Genomic DNA, 17,309 nt, shown 5'->3' on the forward strand with positions numbered 1-17,309 from the left:
TATCTGACTGATTGCAAACGGTAACATTGCGGCCGTAACAGATAATCTGTTATGATGATGTTAAGCCTAGAATTCGCATTAAAACGGCTACTTTAAAGGTCGTTAATCGAGGGTATTGGACTTGAAGGGAGTGGTTGTATGACACATTCAGCTACTGAGGAACGGATTCGATTATTGGATTTATTAATGATCACCATTGGGTGTGCAGCGTACGCATTTGCGTTGGTCGTTTTCAACATTGCTAACCAGCTTGCTGATGGTGGCATTAGTGGGGTTACGCTGATTTTGAGAGCCCTATTTCACATTGACCCCGCCTATGCGACGATCATCATTAATATTCCGTTAATTTGGATCGGTTACCATTTTCTCGGACGTCGCACGATTATTTATACCTTATATGGCACGATAATGTTAGCCGCGTTCCTATGGATCTGGCAACGCGTGCCGGTTAGTATCGATCTCCACCATGATTTGTTCTTGGCCGCCTTAGCTGCGGGAATTACTGGTGGGGCCGGAAGTGGCCTTTTGTATCGATTTGGTGGTACCACTGGCGGCACGGATATCATTGCGCGAATTCTTGAACGGTTCCGGGGCATCCCAATGGGTCAGACGCTACTCTGGTTAGATGTCGTGGTCTTGTTTGCTTCGCTGGTTTACATCGATATTTCACATATGGCCTACACGCTACTTTGTGCTTACGTATTCTCGCGGCTAGTCAACTTTATCCTAAGCGGTACTTACGCTGCTAAAGGCGTGTTGATTATCAGCAACGACTATCAGGCCATTATCGATGACGTGATGACCAGTCTGGAACGTGGGGTCAGCATCATTAATGGTCAGGGTGGCTATTCGCACCAGGATCGCCCCATTCTTTACGTCGTTGTGAGTCCGAGTGAATTACATGATCTGCAGATGATCGTGAACGGTCATGATAAACAGGCTTTTATGACGATTTTTGATGTGAACGAAGCCAGTGGTGAAGGGTTTACCTACGCTCGCCCGACTAAGAACTTTTTCAAACGCCCGCATTGATTGGGTGTTTTTTTATTTTTGTTATTGAGTTAAAGTAACTTTTTATTTATCACTAACTTTCGCCACCTATATCTACGCATCACCTTCCCGATTTCATTTTAACAAGTTTCAATTTTAACCATTTTTTGAGCTACCGTTCGCCATAACGAAAAACTTTTTCGTCTCATCATCTTTTTAGGTTCGCTTGATTGCCCGTCATACTTGAACTTTAGTCACTAATTCAAACGTAGGTTCGATTATTTGGTCCGTTTGCTTTGCATTCCCCTTAAATCATGGTATGCTAGATACTCAGAGAACAAATGTTCGTTAAAACTCATGGAGGTTACAAACTATTATGGCATATCAACCCATCGGTTCAGATAAAGTAAAACAACCTACTAAAGCCCAAACTGAAGATCAAAAAGCACGTCAAGCAGAATTAGACAAGGCGTTGAGTAAAATTGAAAAGAATTTCGGAAAAGGCGCTGTCATGCGAATGGGCGACAGTCCCCTGACCGAAGTGCAACGCTTCTCCACCGGTTTAATGTCCCTGGATCATGCCATTGGTGGCGGTTATCCTAAGGGGCGGATCATTGAAATTTATGGTCAAGAATCTTCTGGGAAGACCACCCTCGCCTTGGCAGCCGTTGCTCAGATGCAACATGATGGCGGTACCGTTGCCTACATTGATGCTGAAAACGCCATGGATCCCGTTTACACGAAGGCCCTTGGTGTTGACCTAGACAAACTACTTTTGTCACAACCCGATACCGGTGAACAGGCCCTTGAAATTGCCGATGCCTTGGCTTCCAGTGCCGCCGTTGACCTAATCGTTGTGGATTCAGTTGCCGCTTTGGTGCCCAAAGCCGAAATTGAAGGCGAAATGGGTGACGCCCACGTTGGGTTACAAGCCCGCTTAATGTCACAAGCGTTGCGGAAACTATCTGGTGCCGTCAACAAGAACAACTGTACCATGATTTTCATCAACCAATTACGTGAAAAAGTGGGTGTGATGTTTGGGAACCCCGAAGTCACCCCCGGTGGTCGGGCGCTCAAATTCTACTCATCGATTCGAATGGAAGTCTTTGGTAACGAACAGGTTAAGGAAGGCTCCGGCGATAAGATGGTCGTTACCGGGAAACTGACCAAAATTAAGGTCACCAAGAATAAAGTTGCCGCACCTTTCAAGCGAATCGAAGTTGAAAACGTCTTTGGTAAAGGTCTCTCTCGAATTTCGGACCTGCTTAACTTAGCAGTCGAAAACGACGTGATCAAAAAGTCCGGGGCATGGTATTCCTACAACGGTGAACATATCGGCCAAGGAAAAACCAACTCAATGCGTTACCTAGAAGAACATCCCGAGATTCAACCTGAAATTGAAGGTAAAATTAAGGAAATTTGGGCTAATCCTGAAGACTAAGCCTCTTTAAGCCATCATTTATATAACTAACGGCCTAACGTAAAGCAGCCCCGTAAATCTCATTTTTGAGGATTTACGGGGCTGCTTTTTTGTCTAAATATATCGGACTTTAGTCCATTAACTCTTCATTTTCCAACATCAATGCCATTTCAGCATCATCCGGGACCACTTTCACGTAAGCCCGCAATAGTTTCATGGCTGTTTCACGATCGCCCATTTCTCTAAAGAAGTAAACGGCTGGCTTCAAGAAATCGGCCTGATCCATAAAGTATGGTAGCGCCGCTTGATAGTAGCGTTGCGCAAGTTCGAGTTGTTCCGTTTGGACATACGCAACAGCCAGATTCCAATAAATTTGCGGATCGGTGTTATCTTCCTTAACGTAACCCGTTAAGAAATCAATCACATCTTGCCAACGGCCCTGTTTGACGTAGAGGTTAGAAAGCTTGATCACAATATCTAAATCATCGGCATCCAGCTCATTGCCCTTTTTCAGGTAGGACTCAGTCAGGTCCTCATCCTCTAATCTGGCCGCAATATCGGCTGCGTAAGCCCAGAGTTTTTCATTATACTGATCGACGCCCAAGCCTTCTTGAAGGACCTTTAAAGCGTCTTCTAATTGATTTTCAGCGACCAGTGCTTGACCAAGGTACGGATACAAGCTGGTATAATGCGGATCACTTTCCTTTAACTCAGTCAACAGATCAATCGCCGGCTTATAATCCTTAAGTTGCAGGTAGGTAAAGCCGGTTTCAAATTTCACGTCCGGCGTCATGTCACCCGGGTGAATTTGTTTTAAATACCCAATAGCTTGCTCAAAACGGCCCGCATTGGCGTACGCCACCCCTAACCGTTCAACCAAGTTCACCGCACTTAATTGGGTGATCCCTTGCTTGATCAAGTCGAGGTACAGCGCAATCGCCTTCCGAAATTCACGCATCGTAAAGTAAAGTTCTGCTAACGCAAATTCAATGGCGGGTTCCTCAGGTTCAAGTTGCCGGGCTTCCAGTAATTTTTGTTCACTTACTTCAAACAATTCCTGAGTCTGATACAGATCGGCCGCAACCATCAACGCCCGGACGTACGCCGGCGAATCCGATTTAACCTGATTTAACAAGGTTAGGGCCTTATCGTTTTGATCGTCTTCAAGTAACACATCGGCTAAATCAACCCGAATATCATCTTCTTCAGGGTACCGTTCAAGTAATTTTTCATAAATTCGCCGAGCTTGATTTAAAAAACCAAGTGAATACAATTCCTCGGCTAAGCTGTATAACATATCGTCATCATCATGTCGCAATGCACTGGCGTAGGCCTTTTTAAACTCATCGAGTTGCCCACGTTGTAACGCATCCAACGCTGTTTGTGAATAGCTCATTGTTGTCCTCCATGATCAAATTAATCGCAACTGTTAACGTTAGCATAGTTTGGGGATGAAACCAAGTTATTTGTTTGAGGGGTGGCAGTAGACGTTGAGATTGAGGTGGTTCGTTTAACGGTTTACCGTTACGGTGATTAATGAATAACTGGTTTTAGGGCATTGTATTGATTCCTGTTCCAGTCTATGCTCACTGCTGTTTTTGCGGCTACCGTGCCGAAACGTGTTTCGAAAACTGAAAGTACACCTAAGACCACTGGCGATACCAAGCAGTTTTTCTCCACACGCTACTCGTTTCTGTCCTCGAGACTAAACGTGTTCCGAGAGGCAGGGACTTGCACCTAAGGGACTTCCACCACAATCCCCAAAAACCGGGAATTCTGGTGGAAGTCCCTTAGGCTCCAGTCCCTAAACACCTCTCTCCACACTCTACAAAAAAAACCAACCCGAATTAACCGGATTGGCTCACCATTAAATAAAATTATTTAACAGCATCCTTCAAAGCTTTACCAGGCTTGAATGCTGGTACTTTGCTTGCAGGAATTTGAATTTCGTCGCCCGTTTGTGGGTTGCGACCCTTACGAGCTGCCCGTTCGCGAACTTCGAAGTTACCAAAGCCGATTAATTGAACCTTTTCGCCCTTAGCCAAAGTTGCTTGAACTGAATCAAATACTGCATCAACCGCTGCAGTTGCATCCTTCTTAGTTAAGCCGGTTGCAGCAGCGACATCGTTAACGAGTTGTGCTTTATTTGCCATGAATGATTCACCTCCTTGGATGAATTATGATGAGTAACATGATCATCTCATCTAGCTGATCATTAAGTGAATCAAGCTATGAAATAATAACGGGAGTCCGCATCATTTCTGTATCAAAGATAGCACAGAAAGCCTTTCATAGCAAGGCTTTTTAGCGTTTGATACCGAATAAATCGGTGATTTCACCCTTTTTTTAACTAAATTCTCAAAAAAGGCTCCCATCGCCCGTCTATCAATGGTTTCAACTACTTACGGCGACGTTCGATAATGTGGATCGGTGTCCCCGTAAAATCGAAGTGTTCACGGATCTGATTTTCCAAATAACGCTCGTAAGAAAAGTGCATCAAGTCCGGATCATTCACGAAAACCACAAAAGTTGGTGGCTGAACAGCAACCTGAGTCGCATAGTAAACTCGAAGTCGCTTCCCATTAACGTTTGGTGTTGGATTCATCGCAATTGCGTCCATGATCACGTCATTTAAGGTTGCTGATTGAACCCGCTTTTCGTGGTTGGTTGCAACCGTCTTGATCAAGGCTGGGAGTTCACCCAGTCGTTGATGGGTCTTCGCGGAAACAAAAATCATTGGCGCATAAGCGAGGTATTGGAATTCTTCGCGAACGTGAATTTCAAAATCGTGCAGGGTTTGGTTGTTTTTCTTCAACGCATCCCACTTGTTGACTACGATGATGATCCCCCGGCCAGCTTCATGGGCGTAACCGGCAACCCGCTTATCTTGTTCACGAATGCCTTCTTCGGCGTTCAACACAAACAACACAACGTCGGAATTATCGATGGCCTTCATCGCCCGCATCACACTGTATCGCTCGGTGTTTTCATAAACCTTCCCACGCTTCCGAATCCCGGCGGTATCCACCATCGTGAATTCAGCACCGGTTTCGTCCACGAACTTGGTATCGATCGCATCTCGAGTCGTCCCGGCAATGTCAGATACGATCACCCGGTCTTCGCCTAAAAGGGCGTTGACCAATGATGACTTCCCAACGTTTGGTCGACCGATCAAACTGAACCGGATACTATCATCTTCAGCCTCGCCATCTTTATCAGGAAAGGCTTTAATTACGGCATCCAGTAAATCCCCAAGTCCCAAACCATGGGAACCAGAGATTGGATAAGGATCGCCAAATCCAAGTGAATAGAAGTCGTAAATTTCTTGACGAATCTCTGGATTATCAGCTTTATTGACTGCTAACACAACCGGCTTATTCGCCTTGTACAGAATCTGAGCGACTTTTTCATCCGCATCGGTTACGCCTTCGCGAACACTGACCACAAACACAATCACGTCAGCTTCGTCAATCGCCACTTCAGCTTGTTGGGTGATCTGCTTTAAAAACGGTTCATCCCCAACATCGATTCCGCCTGTATCGATCAGACTAAACGTTGTTCCCAGCCATTCACCGTGGGTGTAGATTCGATCCCGGGTAACCCCAGGGGTATCTTCGACAATCGAAATCCGGTCACCGGCAATCCGGTTAAAAATCGTGGATTTACCGACGTTTGGCCGACCAACAATCGCAATCGTTGGCATACTCATAAAACATCCCTCTTTTCAAATAAACTGCTTAACAAAACAAAACAGGTTGGCGCGAATCAACGTTCGTCCCAACCTGTTTTGAAACTCATTATGACCAGAACTCAGTCCTTAGTCGTTATCTTTACCGGCATTCTTTAATTGATCGCCAATTAAGTCGCCTAACGTAAAGCCAGCGTCATCATCGTCAGTTGACATGGTGGTAGGTGCTGCTTCACGGTGCTTTGGTGCTTCATGCTTAGGTTCGTCAGCCGTTGCTGGCTTTTCCTTCAATGCCTTGATTGACAATGCCAACCGGTGTGCATCTGGGTGAACTTCTAAGACTTTAACTTGAACCTTTTCGCCAGTCTTCAAAACATCGTTTGGTGTAGCGATGTGTTCATGGGCGATTTGAGAAATGTGAACTAAACCTTCAACGCCAGGGAAGACTTCAACGAAGGCCCCAAAGCTCGTCAAACGCTTAACAGTACCTTCAAGGACTGCGCCTTCAGGTGCCTTTTCTTCAATCCCGTCCCATGGTTCTGGTAAGGTTTGCTTAATTGACAATGAGATCCGGTCGCGATCAGGATCAACTGATAAGACCTTAACCTTCACGTCTTGGCCAACCTTTAAGACGTCAGCTGGCTTTTCAACACGTTCGTAAGCAATTTCTGAAACGTGAACCAAACCATCAACGCCGCCGAGGTCAACGAAGGCCCCGAAGTTAGTCAAACGAGCCACTTTACCGTCAAGGGTATCGCCGGTTGAATCGTAGCCAAAACTTCTTCGCGCTTAGCAGCCTTTTCTTGTTCAACCAAGGCACGGTGTGACAAGATCAGACGGTTTTCGCTAGGTTCAATTTCGATAATCTTGAACGTTAACGTTTGACCCTTGAACTGGTTCAAATCTTCAACGAAGTGATCGCTGATCATTGAAGCAGGTACGAAGCCACGAACACCAGCATCAACAACTAAGCCACCCTTAACCACTTGGGTAACAGGGGCTTCGATGTTTTCACCAGCTTCGAACTTCTTTTGGATGTCGTCCCAAACCTTACGGGCTTCCAAACGACGAACAGATAACAGGTAGCTTCCGCCTTCCTTATCGTTACCAATTCTTGAAATCACAACTAAATCAAGGGTGTCGCCAACCTTGACAACGTCCTTAATATCAGCAACTGGCTTCGTTGATAATTCCTTTTGTGGAACGACCCCTTCAATCCCAGTTCCTTCGATACCAACGATGGCTTGTTTGTCATCATCAATGGCCAAGACTTCACCCTTAACCACGTCACCGACATTCACCGTTTCGATGCTATTTAAAGCATTCAATAAATCGTTGTTCTCATTTACATTGTTTTCACTCATACGAACTTTTCCTCCTTGCGACAACTCTAATATATATTTTATCCGAAAACTGTTCATAATACCAGTGCAAGGACACTTTTAATTACAATTCTCGACGTTTTTGTTCAATTATCTCACTAATTTTATCAACAACTTGGTCAATTGACAACGATGTTGTATCCAAAAGCACTGCATCGGCCGCTTGAGTCAGTGGTGAAATGGCCCGCGTGGAGTCCTTGTGGTCCCGTGTTTCAATTTCTTGACGTAAAACATCGATTGGGGTACTGATTCCTTTTTGGGCATTATCCTTAAATCGACGCTGTGCGCGTTCCTCAACACTGGCAATCATAAAAATCTTCACTTCAGCGTCTGGTAACACTGAAGTGCCGATATCACGGCCATCCATCACGATACCGCCAGCAGCAGCAATCTCACGTTGCCGGTTCGTTAAATCTTCGCGAACCGTTCCCTGAGCGGCGACGGTCGACACATTGTTCGTGACGTCCGGTTGCCGAATCGCCATGGTGACTTCTTCGCCATCTAAGAACACCAATTGTTCAGGTGTCCCCGGCTTAAATTCAATCGTCGTGTCCGTCAGCATCGTTGCCAACGCCGCTGCATCATCTAAAGCAACGTTTGTTTGCATCGCTTTTAACGTGACAGTTCGATACATCGCACCAGTATCACAGTAAATGTACTGAAACCGACTAGCAACTTTTTTAGCAACGGTACTCTTACCAGCAGATGCTGGTCCATCAATTGCAACTTGTAACTCTTTTTTCACGATTACTCTCCTACCTCAACCACCATTTATTTGACCCGTAACTTTTGTCCCGGTGCCAACGTTGCGCCATCAGATAACCCGTTCAACTGCTTCAGTTTTTCAACCGAAATCCCGTTGTTCACAGCCACCCGATATAAGCCTTGACCTGAACCAACCGTGGCATACTTACTGCCACTCGACTTGGACGATGACGTTGTACTACTCGTTGCGCTAGACTCGGTGCTGTAAGCGCTACTACTTGTACTAGGCGTACTTTGACTCGTCGCAGTCGATGACGAATACGTCGTCTGAGAACTCGTCGATGCTGCCGAGGTTTGTTTCTTTCGGTGTGTTGACGTACTACTCGTCGCCGACTTTTTCACTGAACTAGCCTCGCTAGTTTTAGACGCTGATTTTGCCGCGGTTTTTCGGTGCTTCGAGCTCGAACTCACTGACTGGCTCGTTTGATCCGAAGACACACTCATAGACGTTTCCGGCTTGTTCATCGCACTTTGACGCGCTAATCCGTAAATCAGCGAACCAACTGCAATTAAGATAATAATGGCCACTAACACGATTGTGATCAGCCGGTTATTGTGATTTTGCCGGTGCCGTTTTGTTCGGGACAAGTTGCCTTGATCATCACGATCATCCGCAAATGATTGATCCCAAGGTTTTGGTTCTGATGATTGCTCATCTTTTTTTGGACCCATCGCTTTACCTCCTCAAAAACTTTCATTACGAATTGTACCATAGTGAGGGCCATTTGGGACTTTTTTTTAATAGCCGACCGGTCCGTCACCAAATTAACCAGCTCAATGATTGAACAACTGTGCCAACGTCGCGCGCCAGTCCACTGTCATTTTCGGTTCGGGTTCCGCAGTGGCCGATAAGCCAAGGTCATCGATTTTCAAAGCCGGTTCATCAACGTCACAGCAAGGCGTCACCGTTTCACCAACTGTTTGGTCAAAATACCGCTGAATGTACTGGCGCCGACAACTCGTTGTCCGAACGTACCCCAGCATCCGTTGCAGTGCTTGCTGTCGCTGTTGTCGTCGGTCATCAAACAAGTGTAACACTTGATCAACACGCGCATGGTGTTGCCGGTAAAACTGAACCAGCTGACCATGCTGATCCCCCGGCACTGCTAGTTGCTTTGCTTGAAAGTAATATCGAATCTCATCCGGCTCCGGTAAATTGGCTTGACCTAAATAATCCGCAATCTGTTCATCACCAGGCTGATAAAGGAGTACAGCCAAACTTTGCTGACCATCGCGCCCCGCTCGACCAATTTCTTGCCAGTAACTTTCAAGGTCGCCCGGTAAGTGGTAGTGGATCACAAACCGGACGTTGTTTTTATCGATGCCCATCCCAAACGCGCTTGTTGCACAGATCACATCAATGCGATCTTGCATGAATTGTTGTTGTACTTTAAAGCGCTCTTCAGGTGCTAAATCAGCGTGATAAGCCGCCACCTCACGTCCCGTCTTTTGTGTCAAAGTCACCGCCATCTCATCAGCTTTTTGTTTACTAGAAAAATAGATCACACCCGGCTTTTGAAGCGCCGCGACAAGCGACACCAGTTGTTCGTCTTTTTCAGTCTGGTTATCAACGGTTTTAACCGTTAAAAAGATATTATCTCGATCAACCGGTAAGGCGACCACGGCCGGATCAGTAATCGCTAGCTTCTGTAAAATATCTTGCTTAACGTTTGCCGTTGCCGTCGCGGTTGTCATCAGCGTTAACGGTGTCCCTAATCGTTTTCGAATCGCACCTAACAACAGGTATTCGGGCCGAAAATCAGGACCCCAAGTTGAAATGCAGTGCGCTTCATCAACTACCAGTAAACCGGGATCACAACGTTTAATTGCCGTCAATACCGCCGATTGACTCAGCATCTCTGGTGATACAAATAGGTAGCGATACTGATTAAGGTGTGCTAACACCCACTGGCGTTCACCGTAACTCATCACAGAAGTCAGGGCAGCCGCGTGTTTTTCGCCATGAACGGCCATGGTTGCGACCTGATCTTGCATCAATGAGATCAGTGGTGAAACCACTACCACTAACCGTTCCGCATAGTACCCGTATAATTCGTAAATCAGCGTTTTACCAGCACCGGTTGGTAAGAGCGCTAAGGTATTTTGACCCGCGCAGAGTGCCGTTAGCGCTTCTAATTGCCCCGGCCGAAACGTTTCAAACCCAAAGTGTTGGGTTAATAGCTGCGTTAACCGTTGTTCAACCGTCATTTGCCACCTTACTCCTTAAAATTTCAAATAATCGAAATTGCCAAAATTCCAACTGAAGGTCACTCACCTGATCAAACTGCCAGTCATCAAGTGCCTGCCCTTCAAATCGCGTGATCATCGTTGCCATCAATTTCTCAGGTAACGCGCGTTGATAATCAACTGCGGTCACCGGCAAAAAAATGGCGGCTTCGAGTAGGTGTTCACGAACGGTACTGGGTTTCAGCCGCCGTTTTTGACTGATTTCAGCCAATTGGCCCCCTTGATTAAACGCCGATAACGTTTCTAATGCACTCTGACTCACCGGCGATTGTTCAAGTCCGACAAGTAACGCCACTACCGCTGACGAAGCGTTGGTCGTTGGTTGTTGCAACCATTGAACGAACAGACACGTTAAATCCACCCGAATTCGCATCAACTCAGCTGACGTTCGACCAGTTAATCGCACGAGTTGCACAATCGTCGTACCGGGTTGCTCATGACCACTTAACGATTGACTAAAAATCACGGCTAGCTGGTCATTTTGCGTCCTCAAGAATTGCTCAAGGGTCGTTTTAAATTCAGTGCTCAGATTCGTTGTTCGGTAACGTTGATACCAACGTTTAACAAACTGCTTAACCGCCCACGGCATTTGAAGCGGATAATAGTGGCGCTCTTGATAACTGGCTTCTGACACCACTTGAACCGCCAACAATAACCGCTGCCAAAAAGTAGCCACATCCACCGTCAAGCGAGTCGCAAATGCCTGTGGTTGATAGCGGGTCGCTAGTAGCGTCGCTTGGGTGGTTTGCCCGGCTGGCGTTAAACTTGCTTGATTATCGGCCACCGTGATCAATTGCTGATCAACTAGTGACGCGACCGCTTGATCCATTTGCTGACGGGTCACTTGCCGGTCGTAACCCAGCCAATCTAATCGCTGATACCGCATGCCCCAATAAAGGGTCGATACAGAGCGTTTTCCCACCAACACATTTTCGATGACCCGTAATCGCCGAGCCGCAGTTGGCGATAACCACTCGATTAACTGTTCTTCATCCATCTTGCGACCACCTTTATGTCAAACCTCACTTACTCTCTATTGTGCCAGATACGCAAAAAGCTGTCTAGTTGATCCTAGACAGCTTCACTATTTATCAAACCTTAATTTTAAAGTAAGTCAGATTGTTGCCGTAAGAAATGTTGCATCCGATCGGCAATTAGCACAAACACGATTCCGACCAGAATGCCTTTGATCAGGTTGAACGGGACAACGCCCAGTAAAACCATTTGAGACAGTGGCATCGTGATCTTCATGCCTAATACCGTCATGTACAACGGAATCAGCACTAACCAGTTAAGTAATGCCAATACCACCGTCAGGGAAATGGTTCCTGCAACCACACTCCAAATTAAACGAGTGACTAGGCGCCGATTGCTCATCCGTTTTAAAACAGCGTAGATGGGAAGCAAGAAGCTAACCGATGCGATAAACGACGCCGCCACGCCGATAAAGTTGGCAATGTCCACCCCAGTCAGCAACCAGTACAGCAACCCCTTAATTGCTGCAATCAAGATGCCCCCGACCGGTCCAAACATGATCATCCCAAGCAGAATCGGAATATCCGAAAAATCAACCTTCATGTATGACACAAACGGCAGAATGGGGAAAGCTACAAACATAAGCAAGAACGAAATACCAGCAAATAATGACATAATCACCACTTGGCGAATACTAAACGTTTGACTGTGTTCCATTGATAAGTCCTCCCAAACACTGGCCATCTTCAATGAAAGCGTACACAAAAAGCTGAGTCTCTTCACTTCAAGGTGAAAACGACTCAGCTATATACGCTTATCCGGAATTAGCTAAATCTTCTTTATACCAGACTTTAACTGTCGGTTTCGGAGTTGCACCGAATCAACTACTCATGGAGTAGGTCGCGGACTATACCGCCGGTCGGGAATTACACCCTGCCCTGAAGATGAACCATGTTATTTAATTTACGAACTAATTGTAACCGGTTGAGGGGTGGAATGCAAGCTTAATAGTATTAGTTACTATCGCTTAGTGTGCGGAGCGAGATGGGTTGAGAGCAGTGTGCAAGGTAACCTCGGTGAAGGCGCCCGGGTCTGGCGGGTTTACCGAGGTTACCTTGCATGCAGCTCTCAGTCTCGCGCAGCACCATTCGGCGTGGTGGCCAGAAAGCGCGTGGTGACAAGTTCTTAAAACTTCAGGAACTCTGGAAATAACAGCTTCAGTGGCGCCGAATTTTGTAGCCTGAGAGCACCGGTTTTCATGCGGCTTTGGCGAGCGAAGCGACGACAAACAGCCAACACCCAAAATCCACCCAACACTTACGCTGGACACAAGCAACAGCAAAAAAGCCACCAGTTAAACAACCGGTGGCTCTAATGGATTAATCTAATTTAACTCGTTTCTTCAACTGCTTAACTTCTTCTGGCGTCAAGTGACGGTATTCACCTGGTTGAACGCCCTTCAAGGTTAAGAAGGCGTAGGATTCACGCTTCAGCTTCATCACGGGGTGGCCAACTGCTTGTAACATCTTCTTAACTTGGTGGTTCTTACCTTCGTGGATCGTTAAGGAAACGATGGCCGTCTTTTTGTTGTGGTCGCTAGAGACTAACTTAGACTTAGCAGGCGCAGTTACCCGGCCCTCAACCTTAACCCCCTTACGCAACGTTTTTAATTCGTCGTTGGTTGGGATACCCTGAACCTTCGCGATATAAGTTTTTTCAACTTCATACTTAGGGTGAGTCAGTTGATTGGCCAGTTCGCCATCGTTAGTTAACAACAAGAGTCCCGTGGTATCGTAATCCAACCGACCAACCGGGTAAACACGTTCCTTAACGTCTTCGTCTAGTAAGTCGATCACCGTGCGCCGCTTCTTATCATCGTGAACCGTTGACACTGCTTGCCGTGGCTTGTTCATCAGCAAGTACACGGGCATTTCCAATTGGATCGGCATCTCATCGACCGTAATGTGATCGTGGTGCGTGACCTTCGTGCCTAACGTGGTTACCGTTTCACCGTTAACCTTAACGTGTCCTTCGCTGATCAGGGTTTCTGAACCCCGCCGTGAGGCTACCCCAGCGTGTGCCAGCACTTTTTGTAATCGTTCCATATTGTTAATCGTCCTCCGTTTGTTTAAATGACGCGTTAAATTGCTGTAAGAAAAGATCAGTATCTGCTTCTGCATCATCCTCAGTATCAGCTTCCGGTAATGGTGGTAAATCTGATAACTGATGAAGGCCGAAGTAGTCCATGAAGTAGTCGGTGGTTTTGTATAATTTAGGCCGGCCAGGCCCCTTACGCCGACCGGCTGGTTCAACCAACTGGCGTAAAATCAGTTTGTTGAGCGTGCCTGAACTTTGAACCCCTCGAATCTCATCAACTTCGATTCGGGTAATCGGCTGATTGTAAGCAATGATTGCCAATACTTCAAGTGACGCTTGCGATAGCCCAGTCGAACTAGGGGCTTCAAAATACCGACTGACCGTTGGCGCTAACTCAGCCTTGGTTGCCAAGCGGACCGTATCGCCGCTCTTCAAGACGACTAACGCGCAGTCACTGTCCTGAGTGTATTTATCATTCAATTTTGCCAGCGACTGGACAACGGCCGGGACCATTGAACCAGTCAACGTTGCTAATTCCTTAACGGTAATGCCTTCGTCACCGCTGACAAAGAGTAACGCTTCTAATTCTTGAACCTTCGTCATTTTTCGTCACCTATTTTTGCTTTTTTCACCGAAATGGGCATAACTCGCGTTGGCTGATCCAAGGCAATTTCGTGTTGCTTGGTCATTTCTAGCAGCGCTAAAAAGGTCGTGACCACTTCTTCGCGGTTCGGTTTTTGATCAAATAACTGGCCAAAGGTGACCGTTGCGCGAATTTGACTCAACCGGAACCGAATTTTTTTAATTTGCGTTTTGACTGTGTACTGCTCACTGTTGATCAGCCGCATTGGTAAGTCGGGTTGCCGTTGTTGTGACAAGCCTACTAAGGCTGACCTTAACTGCGTCACCGTAATGCCCGGTGCCAATTTTCCCATCTGAATCTCAGGTGGAATCGCCATTGCCGGCCGGTTGTAAAACTGCTGGCGTGACAGCGCCTGTTGCTTAAACCAGCTAGCCGCCTGCTTAAAGCGTTGATACAGCATCAACTGGGCAACCAGATCCGACTGCATTTCTTCTAGCGATGGTTCATCCTCTTCATCCGTTAACGAGACTTCCGTTGCCGGCAACAAAAGCTTGGCCTTCATCTTCATCAAGGTTGCCGCCATCACAAAGTAATCACCGGCTACATCGAGTTGGTGCGCCTGCATTTGCCGCAACGCCGTCATGTACTGATCCGTGATTTGAACAATTGGAATATCAACGAGTTCAATATCCTGAGACTTGATCAGCTGAAGCAACAGGTCTAACGGGCCGTCAAAATTTTGAATGTGAATGACCGGTTGGGCTGATTCAACTGATTCATTTTCCGTCATGCGCACGCTCCCATTTGGCAATCACCTTAGTCGTGGCTAAGGTGCCCATTAATTTATCATCCGGATACATATCCGCTAATTCGTCTAAAATCGTTGTGGTTTGATTGGTATCACGAACGGCTGGGGTCAACGCAATCAGTTCAACGATCACGAATCCGGGCCGAAATTCCACGCCAACGATGCCGGAAAAGTCCTGATTCAGGTCCTTCCACAGCAGCAGTTGTCGCTGATCACTTTCTTGATACCACTGAAGTTCAGCCTGCAGTCGGTCGATCTTCTTCAACGTAGGAACGAACGACAGCAAGCCCATCGCTACTTTTTCATAATCTGTCCGGTACTTTAATAACACCCTGCTGCCTCCCGTTAAGCAACGCCTAGGCCCGTGGGTGGGCTTTGCGGTAAACCGCTGTTAAGCGTTGCTTTGAAATATGCGTATAAATTTGAGTTGTCGAAATATCCGAGTGTCCCAGCAGCTCCTGAACGATTCGCAAATCTGCCCCGTTTTCTAAGATGTGGGTCGCAAACGAGTGCCGTAACGTATGTGGCGTCACGTGCTTGGAGATTCCCGCAACGCTAACGTACTGCTGAATCTTTTGCCAAATACTTTGCCGACTCAGGCCACTACCATGAGCGTTTAGAAACAAGTAGGGCGACTGTCGCTGTTTTAACAGCTTCGGCCGACTCTCATTGAGGTACCGGTCGATCCAGTCAATCGCAACATCGCCGATTGGCATGATGCGTTCCTTGTTCCCTTTCCCAATGGTCTGAATTAGTCCCATATCCAAGTGTAGGTCGCTCATCTTTAAATGCACCAGTTCGCTCACCCGTAAACCAGTCGCATACATCACTTCAAGAATCGTGCGGTCTCGAATCCCGTATTTGGTGGTCGTATCTGGCGCATCTAATAATGCCGTTACTTCATCAACGGTCAGGACGGCTGGTAAATGCTGCCCCTGTTTGGGCGAACGGATCTCCGTCATCGGATCAGTGGTTAGCTGTTCGTTTTGAACGAGGTAGCGAAAGAAGCGCCTTAGCGTCGACACCATTCGCGTAACGGTACTTCGGGCTTTGCCAGCTTCCTGCAACGTTTTTAAAAACTGCAAGATACTCAGCTGGGTCACTTGATCAAACGCCGTGACCTGTTGCGTCGTTAAATACGCCGTGAATTCTGCTAAATCCTGTCGGTAACTGGCAATCGTGTTTTCGGCCAACCCACGTTCGATTTTTAAATCATGAAGGTAATCCTCAATTTGAAGCTCCATCTTGTTCATGACGTTCTTCACCCGCCTGTGTTAACCAAAGTTCACCATCGTGTTGTTCAGCTAAGCGTTGTTTCATCAAATGCCCAACGGCTCGCTTAAACTGACCCTTACTAATGCCAAAGTAAGCCTTGATATCATCCGGGGTACTCTTATCCGTAAAGGCAATGTGGCCTTCGGGTGCATGTTGCAACGTTGCCAGTAACATCAACGCATCATCACTGATTGCTTCGTATGCTCGTGGCCGTAGCGACAACTTCAGCGTGCCATCGGGATATTGACTAATGACCCGGGCCGTCATTTGTTCACCTAACCGGGGTTCTTGATCCCGTTCTGATGGATGAATAAAGCCTAATTGGAAGTCATCTGAAATGACTAACGTTCCGGCTAACTTTAACCGATAAGCCGTCACGTGAACGTCGCGGTTATCTAACTTCTGCGTTACGGGTTGGGCAATGGCACGGTAAAGGCTTCGTCGGCAAGGTCACCCCACATCCGCCCTTTTTTATCAATCTTGATGGCCAACATGAGCCGATCGCCCTTTTGTGGCCATAACGATGCCATTTCTGGTAAATCATCCAGTGACACCACGATATCCTTGTTAGGCAAACCAACGTTGACGAAAACGCCGAGACCGTGTTGGGCTTTAACAACTTCACCAAAGCCATAGTGATCAACTTGAACCTTTGGTGCTTCCCGGGTAATTTGCAGTTGGTGATGTTCATTTTCGTACGCGTAACCCTTAAATTGACTGCCGTGCTTTAACGGCTTCTTGATTTCCGCTTTGTCCAACCGGAACGTCAAGCCACTCACTTGCACAAAATATTCCTTATCATTTTCATCGGTCACCTGACCGCCCACGATGCGACCAAGTAAAGTGATTAATTCGTTATTCATAAATTTTTTATCCCCGTTCATTTTCCACAAACGACTCCCTTGAGCCGCCCGTCGGCGTTTTGCCGATACATTATTCATTATCGCACAGTTCACCTGTAATTGGGAACCCTTCTGTGGTTAATCGACGAAGTTTGTACTGTCGTTTGTGTCCAGCGTAAGCATATTTAGTTTGTGAAATGATTCTGGTTTTATATAGTGGGTGGATGCCGCGGGAGG

General features: G+C 46.8%; 15 protein-coding genes, 2 pseudogenes and 1 riboswitch. Of the genes and pseudogenes, 2 read left to right on the forward strand and 15 right to left on the reverse strand.

What is annotated here, in order from left to right:
• Nucleotides 1-138: 138 nt before the first annotated feature.
• Nucleotides 139-1,032, forward strand: a complete 894-nt coding sequence (locus JCM2765_RS07320; RefSeq protein ID WP_054735600.1) for a YitT family protein — start codon at nucleotides 139-141, stop codon at nucleotides 1,030-1,032.
• 334 nt (nucleotides 1,033-1,366) lie between these two features.
• Nucleotides 1,367-2,431 carry a recombinase RecA gene (recA, locus tag JCM2765_RS07325; protein WP_082405039.1) on the forward strand — a complete coding sequence of 355 codons (1,065 nt, stop codon included), beginning with the start codon at nucleotides 1,367-1,369 and terminating at the stop codon, nucleotides 2,429-2,431.
• 109 nt (nucleotides 2,432-2,540) lie between these two features.
• Here the strand turns inward: recA and JCM2765_RS07330 are convergent, their stop codons facing one another.
• The 15 genes and pseudogenes from JCM2765_RS07330 to JCM2765_RS07400 form a co-directional block, all read right to left on the reverse strand.
• Nucleotides 2,541-3,806 carry a tetratricopeptide repeat protein gene (locus JCM2765_RS07330; protein ID WP_054735602.1) on the reverse strand — a complete coding sequence of 422 codons (1,266 nt, stop codon included), beginning with the start codon at nucleotides 3,804-3,806 and terminating at the stop codon, nucleotides 2,541-2,543.
• 481 nt (nucleotides 3,807-4,287) lie between these two features.
• Complete coding sequence (gene hbs / locus JCM2765_RS07335) at nucleotides 4,288-4,563, reverse strand: non-specific DNA-binding protein Hbs (protein WP_054702092.1); 276 nt, start codon at nucleotides 4,561-4,563, stop codon at nucleotides 4,288-4,290.
• Nucleotides 4,564-4,808: 245 nt separating this feature from the next.
• Complete coding sequence (der, locus tag JCM2765_RS07340) at nucleotides 4,809-6,119, reverse strand: ribosome biogenesis GTPase Der (protein ID WP_054735605.1); 1,311 nt, start codon at nucleotides 6,117-6,119, stop codon at nucleotides 4,809-4,811.
• 228 nt (nucleotides 6,120-6,347) lie between these two features.
• Nucleotides 6,348-7,462, reverse strand: a pseudogene (rpsA, locus tag JCM2765_RS07345) (30S ribosomal protein S1); the annotation flags it as partial.
• Nucleotides 7,463-7,544: 82 nt separating this feature from the next.
• The gene (gene cmk, locus JCM2765_RS07350) at nucleotides 7,545-8,225 is read right to left on the reverse strand and encodes a (d)CMP kinase (protein WP_054735607.1); all 681 of its coding nucleotides are present in this window, start codon (nucleotides 8,223-8,225) and stop codon (nucleotides 7,545-7,547) included.
• 26 nt (nucleotides 8,226-8,251) lie between these two features.
• Nucleotides 8,252-8,917: a LysM peptidoglycan-binding domain-containing protein gene (locus JCM2765_RS07355; RefSeq protein WP_054735612.1), complete on the reverse strand. Its 666-nt coding sequence runs from the start codon at nucleotides 8,915-8,917 to the stop codon at nucleotides 8,252-8,254.
• 102 nt (nucleotides 8,918-9,019) lie between these two features.
• On the reverse strand, nucleotides 9,020-10,453 hold the full coding sequence (locus tag JCM2765_RS07360) for a RecQ family ATP-dependent DNA helicase (RefSeq protein WP_054735614.1): 1,434 nt from the start codon (nucleotides 10,451-10,453) through the stop codon (nucleotides 9,020-9,022).
• The gene (locus JCM2765_RS07365) at nucleotides 10,443-11,489 is read right to left on the reverse strand and encodes a helix-turn-helix domain-containing protein (protein WP_054735617.1); all 1,047 of its coding nucleotides are present in this window, start codon (nucleotides 11,487-11,489) and stop codon (nucleotides 10,443-10,445) included. Before JCM2765_RS07365 ends, JCM2765_RS07360 begins: the two co-directional genes overlap by 11 nt.
• A 107-nt stretch (nucleotides 11,490-11,596) precedes the next feature.
• Nucleotides 11,597-12,184, reverse strand: coding sequence for an ECF transporter S component (locus JCM2765_RS07370; RefSeq protein ID WP_054735620.1), 588 nt, complete (start codon nucleotides 12,182-12,184; stop codon nucleotides 11,597-11,599).
• Nucleotides 12,185-12,295: 111 nt separating this feature from the next.
• Nucleotides 12,296-12,417: riboswitch (FMN riboswitch) on the reverse strand.
• 429 nt (nucleotides 12,418-12,846) lie between these two features.
• Nucleotides 12,847-13,572 (reverse strand): pseudouridine synthase, encoded by a 726-nt coding sequence (locus JCM2765_RS07375; protein WP_054735623.1) that lies wholly within the window; start codon nucleotides 13,570-13,572, stop codon nucleotides 12,847-12,849.
• Nucleotides 13,573-13,576: 4 nt separating this feature from the next.
• Entirely contained in the window at nucleotides 13,577-14,167 is a 591-nt protein-coding gene (gene scpB, locus JCM2765_RS07380; RefSeq protein ID WP_054735626.1) for an SMC-Scp complex subunit ScpB, read from the reverse strand.
• Nucleotides 14,164-14,937, reverse strand: coding sequence for a segregation and condensation protein A (locus JCM2765_RS07385; protein ID WP_054735628.1), 774 nt, complete (start codon nucleotides 14,935-14,937; stop codon nucleotides 14,164-14,166). The genes scpB and JCM2765_RS07385 overlap by 4 nt, the downstream gene beginning before the upstream one ends.
• Nucleotides 14,924-15,286, reverse strand: coding sequence for a hypothetical protein (locus JCM2765_RS07390; RefSeq protein WP_054735631.1), 363 nt, complete (start codon nucleotides 15,284-15,286; stop codon nucleotides 14,924-14,926). The genes JCM2765_RS07385 and JCM2765_RS07390 overlap by 14 nt, the downstream gene beginning before the upstream one ends.
• 25 nt (nucleotides 15,287-15,311) lie before the next feature.
• Nucleotides 15,312-16,208 (reverse strand): site-specific tyrosine recombinase XerD, encoded by an 897-nt coding sequence (xerD, locus tag JCM2765_RS07395; protein ID WP_054735637.1) that lies wholly within the window; start codon nucleotides 16,206-16,208, stop codon nucleotides 15,312-15,314.
• Nucleotides 16,183-17,093: pseudogene (locus JCM2765_RS07400) on the reverse strand (CvfB family protein). The gene xerD and the pseudogene JCM2765_RS07400 overlap by 26 nt, the downstream one beginning before the upstream one ends.
• Nucleotides 17,094-17,309 lie beyond the last annotated feature (216 nt).

This window comes from Secundilactobacillus similis DSM 23365 = JCM 2765, from assembly GCF_001311075.1.
GTDB classification, from domain to species: domain Bacteria; phylum Bacillota; class Bacilli; order Lactobacillales; family Lactobacillaceae; genus Secundilactobacillus; species Secundilactobacillus similis.